Genomic DNA, 21,334 nt, shown 5'->3' with positions numbered 1-21,334 from the left:
GATAGAAGATATCCGTGTCCAACCTCCGGCAGACCCAGTTCGAAACTCAACAGGATGAGGCGCAACATCTGCGCAGCAGCCTGTTCTACGCGGTGGCCGTGCTGCTGCTGGCCTTTGCGCTGCTGGCCGGCAGGCTGTGGCACCTGCAGGTGATGCGCGGCGAGGAACTGGCGCAGATGGCCGAGCAGAACCGCATGCGCACCCTGCAACTCGCGCCGACCAGGGGCAAGGTCCTGGACCGCGAGGGGCGGATTATCGTCGACAACGGGCTGAGCTTCGACGTCTACTTCCTGCCCAAGCGACTTGCCTCCGAAGAGCGAGAGAGCTTTCTACGCCGCGCTTGCGCCACCTTTGGGCTCAACCCGCAGCGGGCGCTGGCCCAGCTCGAGCGTTCGGGCTCGGCCCCGATCCGCATCGCCGCCGACGTCGACCGCGAGGTGGTCGGCCAGGTCATGCACGGACAGATGCTCAGCGAGGAGCCCTACGCGCTGGACATCAAGCAGGAGACCAAGCGCGTCTACCCCGAGGGCGGGCTGATGTCCCAGGCCCTGGGCTACTGCCGCCGCGTGACCACGCCGGGCTACGACGACCTGAGCCATTCAGAATACGAGGGGCGTTCGGGCCTGGAGCTGATCTACAACGAATATTTGTGCGGCGAAGACGGCTTCGAGCAGGTCGAAGAGAACGCCCTGGGGCGGCGGATCAGAACGCTGCGGCGCAAGGACCCGACGCCGGGTCACGATCTGCAGCTGTACGTGGACCTCGATTTGCAAAGGGTGATGGCCGAGGCAATGGGCAACCGCCCGGGCGCGGCCGTGGCCCTCGATCCGCGCAACGGCGCGGTGCTGGCGATGCACTCCGGCCCGACCTACGACGCCTCGGTCTTCTCGCGCTTCCTCGACCCCGAGGACTGGCAAAGCCTGATGAGCGATCCGCACCGGCCGCTGATGAACCGCAACATCCACGGCTGTTACCCGCCGGGCTCGACGTTCAAGCCGGTGATCGGCACGGCGGCCCTGGCCGAAAAGATCATCACGCCCAGCACTCAGGTGCACTGCCCCGGCGGCTGGAAACTGGGCAACCGCTTCTTCCGCTGCTGGCTGCGCACCGGGCACGGCGCGGTCAACTTCCACAACGCAATGGTGCAAAGCTGCGACACCTACTTCTACCGCGTGGGGCACAGCGTGGGGATCGACACCATCTCGCGCTACGCCCGGATGTTCGGCTACGGCCGGCTCAGCGGAATCGACCTGCCCTCGGAGGTCACGGGCACGGTGCCCGACCGCGACTGGAAGGCCAAGCACTTCCCGGACAACCCGCGTTGGTACCCCGGCGATACGCTGAACACATCGATCGGCCAAGGCTATCTGCTGGCATCGCCGTTGCAACTCGCCGTGGCCTTCGCGGCGATCGCCAACAACGGCGCCATCTACAAGCCGCAGTTGGCCTGGCGCATGCTAGACCTGCACGGCAACGTGATGCGCAACTTCAGCAGTGAACAGGTCGGGCAACTCGATGTTTCGCCGCAGGTGCTCGAACGCGTACACAACTCCCTGGTCGGGGTAGTCAACGACGCGCACGGCACCGGACGTATAGCGCGAATGCGCAACATCACGGTCGCGGGCAAGACCGGAACGGCCCAGGCCTCGGCCAAGCGTCTGACCATGCCCGACGGCAGCACAATCGTCGAGCGCGGCGACCACGCCTGGTTCGCCTGTTACGCGCCGGCCGAGGACCCACAGATTGTGGTGGTGGTGCTGATCGAGCGCGCGGGTCACGGCGGCTCGTTGGCCGCTCCGGTGGCCAAGAAAGTGCTCGAAGCCTACTTCGACAAGCAGGAGCCCCGGCATGAGCCGTAGGCGCTTCAGCCACGCGGACAGCCGCTTCACCGGCCGCATCGACCGGCGGATGCTGATTAACTTCGATTGGCCGATGATGATCATGGTCTCGCTGCTGTTGGTTGCCGGGATTTTCAACCTGATGTCCGTGGACGAGAGCGATGGCGACCTGCTGGTCGAACGCCAACTGATGGCGCTGGCCATCGGCGGAATCCTGCTGGTCGTGGCCTTCTCGCTGAACTATCGCTACTTCGAGGTCGCCACGCCGGGAATCTACGTGGGGATGATCGGGCTGCTGATCCTGGTGTTGGCTTTCGGCGAGACGCGCAAGGGAGCCACGCGCTGGATCGGCTACGGCTCGATGACGTTGCAGCCCTCGGAGCTGATGAAGATCGCCGTGCCCTTGATGCTCGCGCGGTGGTTTACCCAAAATAAAAGATACCGGCCCTACACCTTCAAGGAGCTGTTGGCGCCGATGGCGATCATCGCCTTGCCGATGCTGTTGATCATGGCCCAGCCCGACTTGGGCACGGCGATCATCATCGGACTGGTGGGCACGACCGTGCTGCTTTACGCGCGGGTGCACTGGAAGACGCTGCTCGGCCTGGGGATCTCGGCCCTGCTGGTGCTGCCCGCGATCTGGTTGTGGGTGCTCAAGGACTACCAAAAATTGCGAATCACCACCCTGATCAACCCGCAGTCCGATCCCCAGGGCGCGGGGTACCATATCCAGCAGTCGCTGATCGCTATCGGCTCCGGACGCTGGCTGGGCAAGGGCTATATGCACGGCACGCAGAGCAGGCTGCGCTTCCTGCCCGAGCACCATACCGACTTTGTGTTCTCGGTGATCGCCGAGGAATGGGGATTCGCCGGCAGCATTTTCGTGCTGCTGCTGTTCTTCCTGCTGATCGCCTGGGGTCTGGTCGTGGTCTGGCGCAGCAAGGACAGCTACGGCCGAATCCTGGCCGTGGGGCTGACCGCGGGGCTGTTCTGGCACGTGTTCATCAACATCGGCATGACCCTGGGCGTGCTGCCGGTGGTCGGCGTGACCCTGCCGTTTTTCAGCTTCGGCCGCACCAACCTGATCGTGATGATGATCGCCGTGGGGCTGCTGATGAACATCTCCACCCGGCGCTACATCTTTTAATTGCTCGCGTAGAACGCTGGTCGTAATGCAACGACCCTCCCCGCGCCCGGCTTTGAGCCGGGGGCAAGGCTCGCGAACATCTATGGTCGTAATACATTGATCCACCCCGCGTCGGAAGATTCGTGAGGTGGAGTAAAGATCGTAAAAACGATCTTTGTGTGTAGGCTCGCCGAGGCGGCTTTGAGCCGGCCCTGCTCGCGTTTACTCAAATATTGTCATCATTTACCCCAGTCCCGGATCAGCGGTCGCGCACGCAGCGCACCTCGGCCTGGGCGTTGTTATACAGGCAGGCCACGCGGCCGTAATTGAAATCAACGTACCAAGCGCACTGGTCGTCGGCGCGGCCCTCGGAGGGGTGGAACGTGGCCGAGATGTAGTTATGGTTCGGCGCGTACTCGCGGTTGGTCAACAGCGCGTCGTAGCGCGGGCCCTCATCGTCGGTGCAGCCCTTGCAATTATCATCGTAGCAGGCGTTGAGCAGGCACTCGGGAGTAACGTCGCAACGTCCGCCGCGCTCGGTCTGCGGGCAGCCGCGCACCAGCGAACGCAGCTCGTCGATTTGGGGCAGTCGCCAATCTTTGTGCTCTGCCAGGGTCAGCTCCTGGCAGTAGATCAACGCGTCGTCGTAGTCCCAGGCGAACTTGGAGGGCGTGTTCTGCCAAGTCAGTTTGCTCACCGGATCGCTGGCCGTGCCATCGCCGTTGTCGATCAGCGGCGCGTACTGCGGCCGCACGCAACGCGTGTTGGCCGGCAGCGTCCCCTGCTCGTCGACCAGCGAGGCGTTGGAGAAGTCCAGCCCCCAGGCGCGCTCGCTCCCCTGCTCGATGGAGGACGACCAATACATCCCGCAGTCCTGGCCCACAAACAGCTCGTTCCAGTAACAGCCCGAGGGGCCCTCGTATTGGCGGCAGCCGTAGCAATCGGCGTTAAAGCACGCATCGCGATCCAGGCAGTCCGCGTCCACACCGCAGGTTCCGCTCTCGCCGGTGGTCTCGCAGCCGTCGACCAGCGTGCGCAGCTGGGTGATGTCCGGCAGACGCCAGTCGCTGTATCCGGCGTACCCCACACTGTTGAGCGTGCCGCAATATTCGTTGGCCACCCACCATGCCTGCTGTTCGCTGGAGCCGGAGGTCTGCCACATCAAGCCTTGATCCAGGTCCGAGACCGTGCCGTCGCTGTTGTCGATCAGCCTCGGTCCGCGCTCGACCGGCTCCTGATCGTCTTCGTCCTCATCCTCTTCAACGCCCGTGGGGCAGGCGGCGCCGATGAAAAAGATCAGGCCAAGCACCAGGGCCAGTGCGAAAATCGCCTTGGTTAAGCTGTTACGCATCGTGTGATTCCTTCCGGCCGGCGCAGCCGCGCTACGCCGCTTTTGCTACCGGCCGGATGTTTTCACATCGTTAAAAGTGAGTCAACGACACACCGAGTTAGAATCTACCGGGATCATTGATGATGATTCGTCAGCAGGCCGGCTTGGATCTGCTGGAAAATTTCGAGCGCAGTAAGCTCGCGGTTCAACGAGCTTTGCCGCGACGATCAATTTATTGCGAGCTTATTGTGAGCCGCAGTATGAGCCCCTTGAATATTCCAGGCTAAATTTCAGAGGGCGTTTTCTCGGAGGTCTTGATCGCCTTTGGGTTGGCCGCGCTGCGCACGACCTCGCGCAGCTCGTTGGCCATCACCGGCTTGACGAGGAAGACGAAGATTCCCTCGCACAGCGCCTGGTAAACGTTGCTCGCCATCGGCTTGCCCGTGACCATGATCACTTCGACGTCGCTGTGGTTGTCCTTAATCGCGGCCAGCAGATCCAGCCCGCTCTGGCGTTCGTCGATGTGGATGTCGAGCAAGGCCACGTCGAACTTGTACTGGTTGAGCAGGGCAAACGCCCCCTTGACATCCCCAGCGTCGTAGACCTCGTGGCCATCGCGCCTCAGCAGTTCGCTGAACGCCATTCGGATGTTTTGCTCGTCGTCTACAACAAGTACGCGTGCCATGATTTATCCCCACCCCAGCTTGAAGAACTTATTCCGTTGCGTTGTCCTGCGCTTTTAACGCTGCAGGCAACCAGATTTGGAACCGCGTGTACTGACCAGGCAAGCTTTCTACGGTCAGCTCTCCCTGATGTTGTTTAATAATATTGTAGCTTATCGACAGCCCCAGCCCCGAGCCCTGCCCGTGGGGCTTGGTGCTGAAGAACGGGTCGAAAATTCGATGGATGATATCGCGCTCAATGCCCGCGCCGTGATCCTCGATCTCGATCACCACGCCGGGTTGTTCCTTGCGCAGCTCGCTCTTGGCGTTGATTAAAAGCAGTTTGTCTTTATCCGGCTCAACGTGTTTCTCGTTGAGCGCGTCGCGGGCGTTGGTCAGTAGGTTGACCAGCACCTGCTGGATCTTCTGGCCGTTGCCGCACACCGGCGGCAGCTCGTCGTTGACGTCGATGAAGACCTCGATCAGGTCCTTGCACAGCATGGTGTGCACCAGCGACAACGAGGTGACGATCAGCTCGCTGATCTGCAATCCGCACGAGTCTTTGGACTCGGGCTGGGTAAAGGCCAATAGGTTGCGCACGATGTCGGCCACGCGTTTGGTCTCGGCCACGATGCGCGTGGCGTAGTCGCGGCTGCTCTCGCTGTTTTCCTGCTCCTCGCTGATCAGTTCGGCGAAGTTGAGGATCGCGGCCAGCGGATTGTTGATCTCGTGGGCCACGCCGCTGGCCAGGGTACCGATCGCTTCTAATTTTTGCGCTTGTTGTAGCTGGGCCGCGAGCTGCGACTGCGGCACCAGCGAACTATGCCTATTGCTGATGTCGTTGACCAGCGGATTACGGCTGCGGTCGCGGCCGTTGGATTCGAGGATCTGCGTTTTCTCGGCCAACCTGGTATGGACGGCGACCAGCTCGCGAATCAGCAGTTGGATTTCTTCGCCGGGAATCTGCACGACCTGCTCCGGCGCGATTTCCAAGATCTGATTAACCCGCTTACGCAGGTCGGCGCTTGACTGCTTCATCTCCATCCATCCGCTTTAAAAAACCCGAATTATCGCTGACCAGCAATTATCAATAACACGGTGTCATGCATCGGTCATGTATATATCATTACCGTTCCTCCGTCGCCAGACCCCCGGGATTGATAGTTGATCGCGCGTCCCTGCAAAAGGCGGACGTTTCGCGACTCAGAGGGGTTTATCCGCGAACCGGTGGTAGCTCGCCAGCCAGTATGGGAGCAGGTAGTCCACGCCGGGGTTGACCGCCTTCGGGTTGTCAACGCCGCATTCCTCGATTTGGAACGGATTGCGCTGAAACAGAAAATCGGTGGCGCATTGTCGGCCCACAGGGAACGCCTCGAGCGCCTGAACATCGACGTTGCCCATGATATCGGCCAGCATCGGAACGGCCTGCATCAGGTCGTGGAGAAAGACCGACATCGGGTCGAGGACGTAGGTCGACGGATCGCGGGCCGCCAGGTGATAGCTGTGGTTCGGCGCCTCGGGAAAGTCGGTCAGATCCTCCAGCAGTTGTTCCAGATACGGGTCGTCCCCGTCCTCGGGCCGGTAGAATCCCTGGCTCATGAACACGCCGTTGAACCACGGATTGTGCGACAGCCGCGTATAGGTGTGCGCCTGGCTCTCGAACAGATCGAGCAGAAACGCGTAGTCCTCGGGGCTGAAGTAGACCTTGCCCAGTCGCAGCAGGTTGTACCAATACTCGTGCGAGAGGCAGTTGCCGAAATACTGAGTATAGCGGTTCATGAACGAGAGGCTCGAGAGCCGTAGCGTGGTCCGGCGGTCGTCGCGCAACCAATATTGCAGCTCGGCCTTGATCCGCCGATCGCCGGTGATGTGGTAGCCGATGGTCAGCCAGGCCAGGCGGAAGTTGGCCATCACGTTGGGCGCCGAGTCGGTGGGCTCGCCGATCTGGTTGAGGATCATCCAGTCCTGGTCCATCAGCACGGTCAGCACGTGGGTCACGTCCTCACGGATCGTCTCGCGCATCTGCTCGTCGTCCACCAGGTCGTAGGCCAGGGACATGCCGAAGAACCAGCCGTTGTACATGTCGCGGCTGGTCTCGCCCCACCACCAGTTGCCCGCGAACTCGCCGCTCTCGATCCGGTGGCAGCGCTCCTGGGAATCGCACCAGGAGTCGCTGGGATAGATCAGCGGATCCTGCTCGGCCCAATAACGGGCGATGAACCCCGGCGTGTCCGTAACGTGTAGGTTGCCCGAGAGCATCTGCACCGTGCGCAGCGCGTTGGCCTTGGCCTGGGGCTCGCCGGTGACGTGAAAGCGCATCGACTGGCTGCCCAGGTACAGGCCGGTCCATTCGCAGCTGTCGTTCCAATCGAAGTAGCGGCTGAGCGTTGTCCGCGCATCGTCGCTGAACAGCGCGCCCACCGTGCCGCCGTGGTAAGGCTGATGATGCTCCTCGTGCCACAGATCGTACTGCTCGGCCTTGACCCGCAATGGTCCCGCGGCGGGCGTCTGATTGTAATCCGCGGGCTCGACGTTGCTCTGGGGCCAATGGGCGAGGTAGTCGTCGGGCAGCGGCTCGTCGTCGTCGTCGATCAGACTGTCGTCGTCGCCCAAATCATCGTCGCCTGCGTCGTCGTCAGCGTCGTCGTCCGCCTGGTCCGCGTCAGAATCGTCGTCGCCCGATGTGCAGCCGAGAATAGGTAGCATCGCCAGCCCCAGCGCCAGCCCGATGAGCAGTATCGTTCTCACGGTTTCCTCCGATCGTCCGTCCGCACCATGTGATGCAGACGCTCGGGAAGTTGATCATCGCCGATCTGCACGATTACGTCGGCGTGCCCCTGTTGCAAATCGCCCATGGCATCCAGGCAGTGCAGCGCGGTGAGCAGCAGGAACGGCTGCACAAAGCGCTCCACTTGTTCGGGAGTCATGCCCTGCCCCCGATCGCTGATCAGCCGCCGTTCCTGAGCCTGCCGCCACTGCACGACCTTGTCCAGAGACGGCACCTTGAGCAGGATCAGCATTTGCAGCAACTCGAACAGCGGGCGGTACTGCTCCAGCCCGAGGTTGATCTCCCAGCCGTACTCCCCGGCCGGATCGTACTCTGCCTCGTATTTTAGCACCTGGGGATGCCGGGCCTTGAGCGCCTCGAAGCGCTCGCGCTCCAGCGGCCTGGCGCCCACGAACCAACCCTCGAACAACACCACGTCGGGCCGTCCGCGCACAACGGGCCACTGCCCCATGGGCAACGGCTCGCCGCGTCCGTTGCGCAACGACTTGTCAAAGCGCGGCAGCCGCGTCACGGTCTGATCATCGGCGTTGCTCAGGCTTTGCAGAACGTTGATTCCCAACTCCAGATCGTGGGTTCCGGGATTGCCGCGATGGATCGCGTAGTACGGATTATCCGGCTGTTGCCGTTGCAGCTTCTCGCGCTCTTCCCACGGCAAATACAGATCATCCAGAGACAGGCTGACCGCGCGCAGTCCGCGGTGCTCGAGAATGAACTCCAGAGCCCGCGCCCAGGTCGACTTGCCCGAGCCCTGTGATCCGCAGATCCCGACAAGCAGCGGCTTGCAAGCCTCGCAACGCCTGGCGATGATCTGCGCCAGAGGCAGATAGCAGCGCCCATACGCCTCGCCCACCGGCCGCTTGATGCCCAGTTCCTCGCGCCAGAAGCGCTCGAAGCGTTCCGAGCCCGGATGATCCATGCGGACCTATGTAACACCGCGTAAGCACTGTTACAAGCAGCGCCGGATTGTTAGTCGGCACACTCAAAATGCTGAGGCGTCACAGCAGATTTGTGATATTCGGCGCTGACGACTGAAGCACTATTCAGCAGCTTCCCCTTTAATATCAGTCGATTTCACCGCGCAGCGATTTCGGCACCTTGCTTGCATTTCGAATATGACTAGAAACATAACCGGGGAACCCCGGACCGAGGAGAATTGTCATAGAACAAAGGAGAGGCGATGACAATTCCACGCTGCGAAAACTGCCGGCATCCGGTGATTGGCGATTGTTGCGAGCAATGCGGCACAAGGCTCGAGCGCCGGCGCCCGCAAATGCGACTACCGCTGGACGATCGTTTTCCGCTGCGCAAACCGCGCAACGAGAAAGACGAACGCAAGCCCAGCAACGAGCCGAACGAAATCGTGATCGAGATGTCATGAACAACGCGGCGATTTTCTGTCGAGAACATAGCGCCCCCACGGAGGTCGGTACTCAGTACAGCCCTGGATGCCGGCTTCCTTTGGTGCCATTGAGCACCTCCTGAGCCCCCCACGGGACGGCGCCCACCAGGGCGCCGTCCCAACCCTTCTTAGCCGATCACTCTTGCTTTCATTTTTATTGTCGGTTAATACCACCGGACGATGGAAAGCACTTTAATCGCGGGCATCTTAATTTCAGCAACAGCAGCCACTTTCCTCAACGTTGGAAAGGGTGTGCAAAAAATGAAGGTCGAGGTCCTCAAGCAGGGCTTCAAGGCCTTTAGAAAAGAACACCGGCGGGACCTCGCCGGTTGGGCCTCCGGCTTCCTACTGACCTTCGCCGCATCGCCGCTGCTGTCCTACGCGATGAAGCTCACCGACAAGGCGGGCATCGTCTCGGCCACCTGCGGAGTCGGAATCGTCGGCCTGGTGATTTTCGCCTCGGTGGTGCTCAAGGAGCGCTTCGGCAAACGCGAGGCCATCGGCTGCCTGATGGTGTTGGCCGGCACGATGCTGATGGGCTATTTCAACAAGCCGATCGAGATCTTTCAGGGCTATCCGATCGCCAAGCTGTTCATCGTCATCGGCATTATCGGCAGCTTCACGCTGCTGCTGTGCGTGGCCGCCTGGAAAACCAACAAGCTGATCAGCCTGACCTTCGGCGCAACCGCCGGCCTGTTCATCGGCTTCTCGCTGATGCTCGCCGACTTGGCGCTGATCCAGTCGGGCAACGATTTCCTCGGACAGCTTAAAAATCCATTCCCGTACATCGCGCTGACCACCGGCACGGTGGCGCTGGTGCTGACCCAGCTCGCGTTCTTCCGCGGACGGGCGATGGTGATCGTACCCACAATCAATTCGATCATGATCGCCAGCCCACCGATTCTGGAGCTGATCGTGCTCGGTACTGTGATGAGCATTATGCAGGTTGTGGGCCTGCTTGTTATTCTCGGCGGAGTGTTGGTCCTCACGACCAAAACCGAGGGTATCCGCGCGACTTAATTTTGGAGAAAAAATGAAACCGCACACGGTTAAAGCGTTGCTGCTCATGGCGCTTTTGGCGTCATTGGTTTTTCTCGCTCTGAGCGTCTCGGGCTGCCAGGGCGATGACGACGACGACATCGACGACGACGCAGCCGATGATGACGTCGACGATGATGACGTCGACGATGATGACGACAACATCGACGACGACGATGATGACGACGACGACGAACAAAACGATGGCTGCATCCAGGGCGAGTTCGACCCGTACTGGGGAGTGATGCACTGCCACACCGGCTATTCCGACGGCGAGCAGACCCCTGCCGACGCCTTTGCCTACGCCCGCGACACGGCGCAGCTGGACATCCTGTTGGTCACCGACCACCTCGAGCAGCTCTACTTCCCGCTGCCGGTCAACCGCTATCCCAAATGCATGGAGCAGGCTGACGAGGCGTACGATCCCGACGTATTTCTGTCGGACTGCGGCTTCGAGTACGGCTCGGGATTCCGGCTGCCGCTGTTTCAATCGACCGGGCACAACAACGTGTTCAACTCCGCGGAGCTGTTCCCGATGATCCAGCTGGACTTCCACGACTTCTACGACGACTTGGTCGCCTGCGAAGAGTGCGTCGGCCAGTTCAATCATCCCGGCAGCGACCCCTACCAGACCTGGGAAGATTTCGATTATTTCCCCGAGGTCGATCAGAACATGAACCTGTTTGAGTTCAACGGCGGCGGGGACGTTTGGGAGTTGTACTTCTTGGCCCTGGACAACGGCTGGCACGTCTCGCCGACCTACAACCAGGACAACCACGGCGCCGACTGGGGCACCAAGAACGACCGCCGCAGCGGGCTGTACCTCGACGGGCTGACGCGCGGGGCGCTGTACGAGGCGATGGACCAGCGCCGCAGCTTCATGAGCTACGACCTCAACGCCTCGCTGCGGATGATGGCCCAGGACACCTGCTGGATGGGCTCGATCCTCAAGGGACACAGCGAGCTGCTGCTCGATCTGGAGGCGATCGACGACGACGAGACCGACGGCTTCGACCGGATCGAGATCTACGGCCCGCAGTTGGAGCTGCTCGAGACCATCGACTGTCTGGACGAAACGTTCTGCACCGCGCAGCTCGATTTCGCGGTCAGCGAAGCGACCTTCTTTGTGGCCAAGGCGATCCAGACCGACGGCGATTGGCTCGTTGCCGCACCGATCTGGGTCGAGCCCTAAGAACGCGGCTTAGCGCCGCAGCAAAACTCGCGTAGCAGCTATGAGCTGCTACGATCAGGCGAGGCTGCGTTTGAGTCCCCAGCGTTTGCGCTTTTTCCACAGGGTCTTGGGCGTTATCCCGAGGAACTTGGCCAGGGCCTTTTCAGTGTGATCATCCTGGTAGGACTCGATGAAGCACTTGGTGTACTCCTCGATCGAGAGCTTCTTGTCCAAGGCCTCGCGGCGAAAACGATTGCGTCGTTCGGCCCCGCGTTTCTCCAGAAACAACGGCAGATTCTCGGGCGTGATGTGCGTGCCCTCGTCGAGCATCACCACGGTCTGCTCAATGGCGTTCTCCAGCTCGCGCACGTTGCCCGGCCAATCGTAGTTGCGCAGCATGCCAAGCGCCTCGCGGGTGATCCCGGCGATCGGCTTGTTGAGCTTCTCGCTGAACTTGTTGACGAAGTACACGGCCATCGGCGAGATGTCGTCATCGCGTTCGCGCAGCGGCGGGATGCTGAGCATGACCACGTTCAGGCGGTAGTACAGGTCCTGGCGGAACTTGCCCTCCTCGACCATCTGATCCAGGTTGCGGTTGGTGGCGGCAATCATCCGGATGTCGAGCTTAATCGGCAGGCGCTCGCCCACACGATGGATCACCTCCTCCTGGATCACGCGCAGCAGCTTGACCTGCAGGTCCAGCGGCAGCTCGCCGATCTCGTCCATAAAGACCGTTCCGCCGTTGCCGCGCTCGAACAGGCCGGTCTCCGAACGCACGGCACCGGTGAACGCGCCCTTGACGTGGCCGAACAGCTCGGCCTCGAGCAGGTTGGGCGGAATCGCGCCGCAGTCCACGACCACGAACGGATTATCCTTGCGCGGGCTGAGCTTGTGGACCAGTTGGGCCATCAGCTCCTTGCCCGTGCCGCTCTCGCCCTGCACCAGGACCGTGGATTTATAGGGAGCAACCTTGTGCACCAGCTTGATCAGATTGCTCATGGGTTTGCTTTTTGCAATTATCTCGGGAGGTTCTATTTGCGTTCCCATCATATTACAATTTTCCCTGTTGTAGGTGCTGTAATTACTTTTTTTCTACTGCTATTTGCGTGGCGTGTCAAGTAAAAAGTACTGCAACCTGCTGTAAACGCACTTTTATTTATGATACCTGCACTGTTTGTCAACTTCCGTACCGACCGTTATTGTAATGGCCGGGGTTGAATCTTGATAGAATATCAATTATTAACTAATGATCTGGATAAGATACGACCGTTTCCGATCACAATCATCCGAAATACGCTATGGCTATTAACAGTAAAACGAATAAAACCAAGGCTATTCCATTCGCGGTCAAGGACTGCGCCCTGTTGGCCATTGCCACGGGCAAGCGCGCACAGAACCTGCGCGAGCTGCGCGAGCACCTGCTGACGATCCACCCGGAGAGCATCTACTACCACTTCTGGGGCGGGCTGCTCAGGCCGCGTTTTGACGAACGGGAATACCAGAACGATTTCGCTCTCTGGGCGCGGCGCGGACTGCGCGATCTGACGCTCGCCGAACGGCTGGCGATCATCGATCCCAGCGATTTCCCTGACCTTGAGTCCCTGCGACAGGAGCTGATCGAGGTAATCGAGGAGCGCCTGGACCAGGTCGAGCACGTGCCGTGGTGCAAGCGCGACCAGCAGTTCCATTTCATCCGCTCGCAGGTCGTGGTCTTTGACACCGGCATCCGCCTACAGAGGCCCGAACAGCTGCGGGGCGCCATCGGCAAGCTCAGCGAGGGCAGCGTGTTCTACCACCTGATCGACGCACGCCGCCGCAACGCTGACAAGAGCGACGACTTTCGCAACTGGCTCAACGGACTGGACGACAAGCATCACGCGCTGTGCGACTGCATCGCGGCAATCGATCCGTTATTCGGCACGCTGACCGAACTGCGCGAGCTGCTCGTCGACTGCGTGGACCGGCACCTCGAGGGGGACGCGCAGTGAACGTCGACCTGCAACGCTACGCCGAGGTGGTGGGTGAGGACGTAATCAATCACCTGCGCCAGCTCGCTCAGCCGCTGGCCGGAATCAAGGTCGTGCACGTCAACTCGACCCGCGAGGGCGGCGGCGTGGCCGAGATCCTGCACCGGCTGATTCCGCTCAAACGCGAGCTGGGCCTGGACGTCGATTGGGAGGTGGTCTCCGGGGACGAGCAGTTCTACCAATGCACCAAGAGCTTTCACAACTCGCTGCAGGGCGACCGCATCGACGTGCCCTCCAAGCTGATCGCAGCCTATGAGCAGACCAATAAGCAAAACTCCGTACGGCTGCGCGACAAGCTCGCCGAGGCCGACGTGGTGTTCATCCACGATCCGCAGCCCGCGCCGCTGCTCTCGCTGATCCCAAGCGCCGCGGCAAATGGATCTGGCGCTGCCACATCGACCTGAGCCATCCCTATCGCCCGGTCTGGAAATACCTACGCGAGTTCGTCAAGGGCTACGACGCCAGCATCTGGTCGCTCAGCGCGTTTGCCAAGCACCTGCCGCACACCCAATACCTGATCCCGCCGAGCATCGATCCGCTGAGCGAGAAGAACATCGATCTGCCTCCGGCCGAGATCAAGAAGTTGTACAGACGTTTCGAGCTCGACTCATCGCGGCCCATCGCCTGCCAAGTCTCGCGCTTCGATCGCTTCAAGGACCCGCTGGGCGTGATCCGCGCCTACAAGCTGACACGTAAATATCTGCCGCTACAGTTGATCCTCGCCGGCGGCTCGGCCAGCGACGATCCCGAGGGCGAGGCCGTGCTCGAACAGGTGCGCGCCGCAGCCAACAACGATCCGGACATTAAAATCCTGCTGCTGCCGTCCGACGCCCATCGCACGATCAACGGTCTGCAACGCCTGTCGGACATCATCGTGCAGAAGTCGACCAAGGAGGGCTTCGGCCTGACGGTCACCGAGGGGCTGTGGAAGGGCAAGCCGGTGATCGGCGGCAATACCGGCGGCATTCGACTACAGGTTATCGACTATCACACCGGCTTCCTGGTCAACTCGCCCGAGGGCGCAGCCCTGCGCATCCGCTATTTGCTGACCCACCGTCGCCAGCTACGCAAGATGGGACTCACGGCCAAGCAGTTCGTGCGCGAGAACTTCCTGCTCACCCGCCATCTGCGCGAATACCTGACGCTGATCATGGCGCTCACCGGCGGGATAAAAGAACGCATCGAGCTGTGAACAGTCGGCCGATCGCGTCGCTTTCCTCGGCGCTTCACGACCCACAACTGCGACAACGCCTGCAACGCGCGAGCGCGCGGCTGTTGGCCCTGGATTACGACGGCACCCTGGCGCCGTTCCAGGTGGAGCGCATGCAAGCCGCGCCGTTGCCCGGCGTGCTTGCGCAGCTGCGGCGAATCGCCGCGGGCGACACGCGGCTGGTGTTGGTCTCGGGACGGCCGATCGACGAACTGCTCAAGCTGCTGGGCGAGCTGCCGCTACTGATGATCGGCTCCCACGGCAGTGAGCTGCGCCGTCCCGACGGCACGCGCGAAAACCACGCGGCCGACCCGCGACAAGCGGCGGGCCTGGACCTGGGCGAACAAGCGATCACCCGGCTTGCTCACGGCGCATCATGGGAGCGCAAGCTCTCAAGCGTGGCCCTGCACACCCGCGGCATGGACCAGTCCACCGCCAAGGAACTCGAGGACCGGGCTTGCCGCGAGTTCAAATCGCTGGCCGTGCAACACGGCCTGGAGTGTCGTCGCTTCAACGGCGGGGTGGAACTGCGCACTTTGGGACGCCACAAGGGGTTGGCCCTGCAACCGCTGATCGACGGGCTTCCAACAGACGGCCTGGCGGTCTACATCGGCGACGACGAGACCGACGAGGACGCGTTCACAGCCCTGGGCGACCACGGCGTGGGGATCAAAGTCGGAACAGCGGGCCACGCAAGCATCGCGCGCTACGCCTTGGCCGACTGCGCCGAGGTGCTGCAATTTCTGGACGACTGGCCCGTGAGATAGAATAGCGCCGAGATAAGGGGGAAGATGGGAGCCAAGCGACTAGTGGTTGTCTCCAACCGGCTGCCGATCGTGGTCAACCGCGATCCGCAAGGGGCTCGGACGATCAAGCCCGGATCCGGCGGGCTGGTCACGGCCCTGGCTCCGTTGCTGCGCAACCGCGGCGGGATCTGGATCGGCTGGCCCGGCGCCCCGCAGGCCGAAGACCTGCATCAGCTGCTGCAATCCAGCGCACACGAGACCGGCTACAAACTCGTTCCGGTAGGCCTGAGCGAGCAGGAGATCGGCGGCTACTACCAAGGCTTTTCCAACCAGATCATCTGGCCGCTGTTCCACGATCTGCCCTCGCGCGCCAATTTCGACCCCAGCTACTGGCCGATCTATTGCCAGGTCAACCGCAAGTTCGCCAATACGATTGTCGAGGTCACGAACGAGGACGACTTCATCTGGATCCAGGACTACCACCTGATGATGGTCGCCTCGGAGCTGTGCGAACTCGGGCAGTCCCGCAAGACCGGCTTCTTTCTGCACATCCCGTTTCCGCCGCTGGATGTGTTCCTCAAATTGCCCTGGCGCAAACAGATCCTCGACGGGCTGTTGCGCTTCGACCTGCTGGGCTTTCAGACCGCGCGCGACCGGCGCAACTTCATCAGCTGTGTGCGCACCCTGGACCGCAGTTTGCAAATCAACAGCAAGCGGCAGGTGATCAGCATAACCGCCAACGAGCGTGAGATCCGCATCGGCACGTTTCCGATCAGCATTGACGTCGACGACTTCGTTAGCCGCGCGAAATCGCCCGCAGTGGCCGACCTGGCCTGGGCGATCCATTCCGACCTGCCCGAGCGCCAACTGGTTCTCGGGCTGGACCGGCTGGACTACTCCAAGGGGATCCCCGACCGCATTTTGGCGATCGACGAGCTGCTCAAACGCCACCCCGAACAATCGCGCAAGTTCACCTTCATCCAGGTGGTGGTGCCCAGCCGGGCCGAGATGCCCGAATACCGGTTCCTGCGGCGGGAGATCGAACGACTGGTGGGCCAGGTCAACGGCAGGCACACGGTCTCGGGCTGGACCCCGATCCACTACATCTACCGCTCCTTAACCCCGGTGGAGCTGGTGGCCTACTACCGCACCTGCGAGGTGGCGCTGCTCACCCCGCTCAAGGACGGGATGAACCTGGTGGCCAAAGAGTACTGCGCCGCGTCGATCGAGGAGAACGGCACGCTGATCCTCAGCGAGTTCGCGGGCGCCGCGACCCAACTGGCCAACGGCGCGTTGCTGGTCAACCCCTTTGACCTAGTGGGCACGGCCGAGGCGATCAACAGCGCGCTGACCATGGACGCCCAGGAGCGCCGCTCGCGGATGCGCGCCATGCGGCGTTCAATCGCGCGCAACGACATCTACCACTGGGTCGACTCGTTTCTACGCGCGGCCATTGCCAAAAACCTGAACGACTTTCCAAAGCTCGAGCACTACTCCCTGCCCCTGGGCCGCAGCTGACCGTTGATCGGCCTTGACAGTCGATAATCCTCGATGCCAGTTTGACCCGACCATAAAAAACGAGGCCCTGATGGAAGCGCTGAACGGAATCCGCGTGTTGGACATGAGTCAGTTTCTCTCCGGACCGCGTTGCGCGCAGATCCTGGCCCTGCTCGGCGCGGACGTAATCAAGGTCGAGAGCCCGGCGGGCGACACGATGCGCCTGCTGATGGGCCTTGCCGGGTCCGAGCGCGCACTGTCGGTGCTGCATCAGAACAAGCGCTCGGCCATGATCGACATCAACAACGAGCTGGGCAAAGAGGCGCTGATCGAGCTGGTCAAGCGCTGCGACGTGCTGGTCGAGAACTTCGCGCCGGGGATCCTCAAACGCCGAGGGCTCGACTCCGAGGCGCTGCTGGCGATCAATCCGCGGCTGATCTACGTCTCGATCTCGGGCTTTGGCCACAGCGGACCCGAGTCGCAGCGCACGGCGTTCGACATTATCTCCCAGGCCACGGCCGGAATCATGTACGCCAACCACAGCGAGGACACCCCGCCCGGGGTCTTTTTCGGCGACCTGTGCACCGGCGCGTTCGCCGCAATGTCCACCCTGGCCGCCCTGCGTCTGCGCGATCAGACCGGCCAGGGCCAGGCAATCGACGTGAGCATGCAGGACGTGATGTACTTCCACAACTTCTGGTGCCAGTCGCACAAGGCCAACCGCGAGGCCGTGGGCGAGATGGAGGGAATCCTCGGCCGACCGATGGAAAAGCTGCTCTCGGACCACGAGCACCCGATGCCGTTCTGGAACAGCTTTCACGTCAGCGACGGCTACGTGGTGGCCGTGGCGCTGACCGACGCCCAGTGGAACCGGCTGTTGAAGGTCGTGGGGCGCGAGGACCTGCTCACCGACGAACGCTTCAACAACTTCATCGGCCGCATCCGCAACGCCGACGAAGGGCTGGCAGCCCTGGCCCCGTGGTTCGCCCAGCGCACGGTGGACGAGGTGATCGAGCAGCTAAGCGCCGAACGCATCCCCTGCGGCCGCGTAGCCGACTACGAGCACGTCAACTCCGATCCGCAGCTCGAGGCGCGCGGCATGTTCAAACGCGTGGATCACGAGCGGCTGGGGCCGATCGACGTGCCCAACCTGCCCTGCGGCATGGACCAGGGCCAGGCCGAAGTTCGCACAGCCTGTCCCGACCTGGGGGCCGACACCGAGCAGATACTGCGCGAACTGCTGGACCTGGACGATGCGGCCCTGGACAAACTGCGCGCATCCGGGGCGATTCCCTGAGACGCTACGCGGCAGAAGGATGTCTAACCTTCGATTCCCTCGGTTGCGATCGGCGTTGTCGGCATCTTGACCGCAAGCGCGATATCGTCACCAACCACTTTTAGCGCAACCACTTGAGCTTCCAGTCCCACCAAGTGCCCATTATCGGAATCGGAGAGGTCGACGGCGGTCAGCCTGACATACCAATTCTCCGGGGCGACGAACCCCATTACGCCATCGCCCGGTGCAAAGCTCGCAATATGCCCCTTTTCCGGATCGGACTTGATCACCACCAAAACGGGGACCTCTTGCGGCAGGGGAGCAAGGTTCACTTGCACCAAATATCCATCCGGGGTCGGCTCGGTCACTTCAATAAACTCCGGAAGAACATCGGCGAGATTGAAGATGATCTCTCCGTTAAAAACAACACCGTTTTCCTCCCACGTCATGTTCCCGCTACGAATACTTAACCCCTGGCCCATACTGGCAACGGCCTTCTCTCCTGATTCGCCAAGCGGCTCTTCAATAACAAGGTTCTTGGAAGCTTCATTGATGATCAGTATTCCGATCCGTCTCCTCACATTCTCGGTATGCGCGCTCTGGGGATATTCGGCCAAAAAGGATTCAAATGCTTCAATAGTATTGGCCTGTTGGGCTTTTTCATACGATCGTTTCTCTGCGGAGCATGAGAATGCGGTCAGAGAAAATATCGCTAACAGGACCAGGACGAAAACAGCATTAGCAACCTTGCGATATAGCGGCTGAGCTTCGATGCCATACATTGCTTACCTGCCCTTCATAGTGGTGTAACGATTCATCATGTTTCTGCCCCTCAGTCATTCAAATTTTTCTCCGCAATTCGGGCAACAACTATCTTCATCCCCAACCGGCGCACCACAGTTATCACATGGTAATTCCATAGTCTCCGGTGAGGCGACCCTTTTTATAGCCTCGACCCTCTGCCGAAGAAAAGATACGGTGATACAGACAAGAATAATTAAAAAAGCAAAATTAAAATACTGATAGCCGGCAAAGTTCATGCTTATTATGTTGTGCTTTATTAACAGCATTAGTATAAATAGGATAATATATATTGGAATGCTGTAAAGTATCTCAATTAAAAAACACCGGATCATTGCCGGAAAGCCGAGAACCGAATAGCGCTTGACAAAATTCTCTTTCCCATTTGACTTATATGAAGCGAGGGCAACTACAGCCTCTGGAATCAATCCCAAGCCGACGGTTGTAACAGCTACAAATAATAGATATCGGCCCATTGCAATGATGTGTCTTTTGGCCTGTTGATCTGTTACGCGGCCTTCGATAAGTGCTCTTTCGGCGCCTCTAAAATTAATAATATACAATTGAATCCTTTCTTTGCGTTTCCCTGTATCCGGCGCTCCCTTGATTCATATCTATAATGTACTGCTGACAGAGAATTTATCCTGCCTGATTATCTTGTCGAACTTTTCCATGAATGCGGTTGCCGATTGTTGTTCCACAAACTTGAAAGCAATAAAGGCGGCCTTACCCCCGCCTGTATTAAAGACAATTAGAAATGTCGCAGTGCCCCTTCTTTGGGATATTTTCTCGATGCTCGCCGCATCAATTACCAAAAAGACGGCCTCGCGGGCAAGCAGGTCCGCTATCAGCGCGAAGATCACGTTCGGCACGAAGAATAGCACGAGAAATAATGGAGATACGGAAAATAAAGCTATCTCAATAAAAGATGCAACTACAATGACAAGAATGAAAATCAAAACTTGGTATCCGAAGGACAACAATTTCTTGCCATCGATTCTGATGCTGTCGGCATCAAGGAGCAGGCTCCCCTTACCGATGAGAGGAGTCGGCTTGGCTCCTTTCACATTTGTCTTGAGAAATCGTACTGAACCGCCTTGAGCAGATTGATTCATCGGAGTGGACTGCATTTCAGCCTGATCAGCTTGCGTCGTCATATTCGTTTACTTCCCATTTGCATTTTGGACAGTATATATAGATTCCCCCGGGTAAACCCGGGGTCCTTACGGTTACAGTCCCTTTGGAACCGACCTCACCTCTGCTACCGCAGAGACGAGGATTGCTCATTCATCCACGGGTAAACCCGTGGTGTTCTGTCTACGACCGCATAAAATTCCTCGCCCTGCATTTCTACCTGCTGCCCCGTCATTCCCCATTACTCACTGTCACGGGAACAGCGGAACCCGACATTGAGGGAACGGTCTCCCGGTGTGGGCCAATTACGACAAGAGGCGCGCAGAGCCCGGGCATTAGAGAACCAGGATCCGCCGCGAACCACACGGTACTCGATGACATCGGTGCTCTTCGAGACATCGCGGCCGGACTCGTCGCGGAATACAGTGACCACAGTGACAGCGTTGCAGTATGACGGCCCTTGGGGGTCGCGCGCTGGGCTCGTGGAGTAGTAGTTATTGCCGTCCCAGTCAGCGCACCACTCAAAAACGTTGCCGCTGATGTCGCATAAGCCGAATTGGTCCCGCGAGAAGCTGCACACGGGCGACGTGCCGACGTAACCGTCATCGGTAGCCTCTGGATACCTGCGCTTGACGCTCTCGTCTGCGTAGTTCCCATAGTTGCCCGGCGGAATGCTTGAGTTGTCCCAGGGGTAAATACCGCCATCCCGGCCGTTGCGCAGCAGATACTCGAACTCCGCCTCGGTGGGAAGACGCTTGCCCTGCCACTGGCAGTACTTATCGGCATTGATCCAGTCAACGCCGTTGATCGGGTGTTTATCACGCCTCGATTTGTTCCAATTGAACTGCTTATTGCCCGAGCTGGGATTCCCGCACAGGTCGGCACTCACGCACTGCGCGTACTCGTCAACCGTCACCTCGTGCTCGTCCATGTAAAACCGGCTAATTGTCACTTGGTGCCGTGGTCTCTCGTTGGCGGCGCATTCACTGTCGCCCGGAAAGCAGCCCATCTGGAACGTGCCGCCGGGAATCAGGACCATGCCCACAGGAGCCGATGCCTGGCCGAGCGCATTGTCGGAGTACGACAAGACAAACACGACCGAGAACACCAGGAAAAGAATGACCACTGCCAAATACAGCCGACGCACGTTCATGAAAGATTCCCCTTTCATGCGCTTTGCGGTCTTTCATCAATACCAGCCCGCATATCATTTGTAAAACGGCGATCGCGGAAAGTCGGATAAAACCCGTTGCCCAGCCGCGGGGCGGCGTGTTATTAATGTTCAGAGGTG

The 21,334-nt window shown here is 60.1% G+C and carries 20 protein-coding genes; 10 read left to right on the top strand and 10 right to left on the bottom strand.

Going from position 1 to position 21,334, the window contains the following annotated elements; all coding sequences use genetic code 11:
- The first annotated feature begins 14 nt into the window (after positions 1–14).
- Positions 15–1,859, top strand: a complete 1,845-nt coding sequence (gene mrdA, locus P9M14_03945; protein ID MDP8254878.1) for a penicillin-binding protein 2 — start codon at positions 15–17, stop codon at positions 1,857–1,859.
- Positions 1,849–2,985 carry a rod shape-determining protein RodA gene (rodA, locus tag P9M14_03940; protein ID MDP8254877.1) on the top strand — a complete coding sequence of 379 codons (1,137 nt, stop codon included), beginning with the start codon at positions 1,849–1,851 and terminating at the stop codon, positions 2,983–2,985. The genes mrdA and rodA overlap by 11 nt, the downstream gene beginning before the upstream one ends.
- Before the next feature lie 238 nt (positions 2,986–3,223).
- On the opposite strand, the gene P9M14_03935 is transcribed toward rodA, so the two are convergent.
- From P9M14_03935 to P9M14_03915, 5 genes are all read right to left on the bottom strand, one after another.
- Positions 3,224–4,315: a DUF1566 domain-containing protein gene (locus P9M14_03935; protein ID MDP8254876.1), complete on the bottom strand. Its 1,092-nt coding sequence runs from the start codon at positions 4,313–4,315 to the stop codon at positions 3,224–3,226.
- A 262-nt stretch (positions 4,316–4,577) separates the two neighbouring features.
- Positions 4,578–4,979 (bottom strand): response regulator, encoded by a 402-nt coding sequence (locus tag P9M14_03930; protein MDP8254875.1) that lies wholly within the window; start codon positions 4,977–4,979, stop codon positions 4,578–4,580.
- A gap of 28 nt (positions 4,980–5,007) precedes the next feature.
- Positions 5,008–5,994: a HAMP domain-containing sensor histidine kinase gene (locus P9M14_03925; GenBank protein MDP8254874.1), complete on the bottom strand. Its 987-nt coding sequence runs from the start codon at positions 5,992–5,994 to the stop codon at positions 5,008–5,010.
- A gap of 165 nt (positions 5,995–6,159) precedes the next feature.
- The gene (locus P9M14_03920; GenBank protein ID MDP8254873.1) at positions 6,160–7,704 is read right to left on the bottom strand and encodes a hypothetical protein; all 1,545 of its coding nucleotides are present in this window, start codon (positions 7,702–7,704) and stop codon (positions 6,160–6,162) included.
- Entirely contained in the window at positions 7,701–8,660 is a 960-nt protein-coding gene (locus P9M14_03915) for a hypothetical protein (GenBank protein MDP8254872.1), read from the bottom strand. The genes P9M14_03920 and P9M14_03915 overlap by 4 nt, the downstream gene beginning before the upstream one ends.
- Before the next feature lie 744 nt (positions 8,661–9,404).
- Between P9M14_03915 and P9M14_03910 the strand changes: the two genes are divergently transcribed.
- Together P9M14_03910 and P9M14_03905 are read left to right on the top strand one after the other, a co-directional pair.
- On the top strand, positions 9,405–10,163 hold the full coding sequence (locus tag P9M14_03910; protein ID MDP8254871.1) for an EamA family transporter: 759 nt from the start codon (positions 9,405–9,407) through the stop codon (positions 10,161–10,163).
- Between the two features lie 13 nt (positions 10,164–10,176).
- Positions 10,177–11,373, top strand: coding sequence for a hypothetical protein (locus tag P9M14_03905; protein MDP8254870.1), 1,197 nt, complete (start codon positions 10,177–10,179; stop codon positions 11,371–11,373).
- 54 nt (positions 11,374–11,427) lie between these two features.
- Here the strand turns inward: P9M14_03905 and P9M14_03900 are convergent, their stop codons facing one another.
- Complete coding sequence (locus P9M14_03900) at positions 11,428–12,399, bottom strand: sigma 54-interacting transcriptional regulator (GenBank protein ID MDP8254869.1); 972 nt, start codon at positions 12,397–12,399, stop codon at positions 11,428–11,430.
- Between the two features lie 251 nt (positions 12,400–12,650).
- Between P9M14_03900 and P9M14_03895 the strand changes: the two genes are divergently transcribed.
- The 6 genes from P9M14_03895 (at position 12,651) to P9M14_03870 (ending at position 18,129) form a co-directional block, all read left to right on the top strand.
- Positions 12,651–13,340: a DUF5752 family protein gene (locus P9M14_03895; GenBank protein ID MDP8254868.1), complete on the top strand. Its 690-nt coding sequence runs from the start codon at positions 12,651–12,653 to the stop codon at positions 13,338–13,340.
- Complete coding sequence (locus P9M14_03890; protein MDP8254867.1) at positions 13,337–13,783, top strand: hypothetical protein; 447 nt, start codon at positions 13,337–13,339, stop codon at positions 13,781–13,783. The genes P9M14_03895 and P9M14_03890 overlap by 4 nt, the downstream gene beginning before the upstream one ends.
- Positions 13,784–13,962: 179 nt before the next feature.
- A complete protein-coding gene (locus tag P9M14_03885; GenBank protein ID MDP8254866.1) occupies positions 13,963–14,571 on the top strand; it encodes a glycosyltransferase in 609 nt (202 codons plus the stop codon).
- On the top strand, positions 14,568–15,356 hold the full coding sequence (gene otsB / locus P9M14_03880) for a trehalose-phosphatase (GenBank protein ID MDP8254865.1): 789 nt from the start codon (positions 14,568–14,570) through the stop codon (positions 15,354–15,356). Before P9M14_03885 ends, otsB begins: the two co-directional genes overlap by 4 nt.
- Before the next feature lie 24 nt (positions 15,357–15,380).
- Positions 15,381–16,853 (top strand): trehalose-6-phosphate synthase, encoded by a 1,473-nt coding sequence (locus P9M14_03875; GenBank protein ID MDP8254864.1) that lies wholly within the window; start codon positions 15,381–15,383, stop codon positions 16,851–16,853.
- A gap of 70 nt (positions 16,854–16,923) precedes the next feature.
- On the top strand, positions 16,924–18,129 hold the full coding sequence (locus tag P9M14_03870) for a CoA transferase (GenBank protein MDP8254863.1): 1,206 nt from the start codon (positions 16,924–16,926) through the stop codon (positions 18,127–18,129).
- A gap of 23 nt (positions 18,130–18,152) precedes the next feature.
- Here the strand turns inward: P9M14_03870 and P9M14_03865 are convergent, their stop codons facing one another.
- The 4 genes from P9M14_03865 to P9M14_03850 form a co-directional block, all read right to left on the bottom strand.
- Entirely contained in the window at positions 18,153–18,890 is a 738-nt protein-coding gene (locus P9M14_03865; GenBank protein ID MDP8254862.1) for a hypothetical protein, read from the bottom strand.
- A 54-nt stretch (positions 18,891–18,944) separates the two neighbouring features.
- Complete coding sequence (locus P9M14_03860; GenBank protein MDP8254861.1) at positions 18,945–19,472, bottom strand: zinc ribbon domain-containing protein; 528 nt, start codon at positions 19,470–19,472, stop codon at positions 18,945–18,947.
- A gap of 51 nt (positions 19,473–19,523) precedes the next feature.
- Positions 19,524–20,066: a hypothetical protein gene (locus P9M14_03855; GenBank protein MDP8254860.1), complete on the bottom strand. Its 543-nt coding sequence runs from the start codon at positions 20,064–20,066 to the stop codon at positions 19,524–19,526.
- Between the two features lie 218 nt (positions 20,067–20,284).
- Positions 20,285–21,196 (bottom strand): formylglycine-generating enzyme family protein, encoded by a 912-nt coding sequence (locus P9M14_03850; protein MDP8254859.1) that lies wholly within the window; start codon positions 21,194–21,196, stop codon positions 20,285–20,287.
- Positions 21,197–21,334 lie beyond the last annotated feature (138 nt).

It is taken from the genome of Candidatus Alcyoniella australis (assembly GCA_030765605.1).
GTDB lineage: Bacteria > Lernaellota > Lernaellaia > JAVCCG01 > Alcyoniellaceae > Alcyoniella > Alcyoniella australis.
The sequence above is the reverse complement of the archived record's forward strand: the minus strand, read 5'-3'. Positions and strand labels throughout refer to the sequence as shown.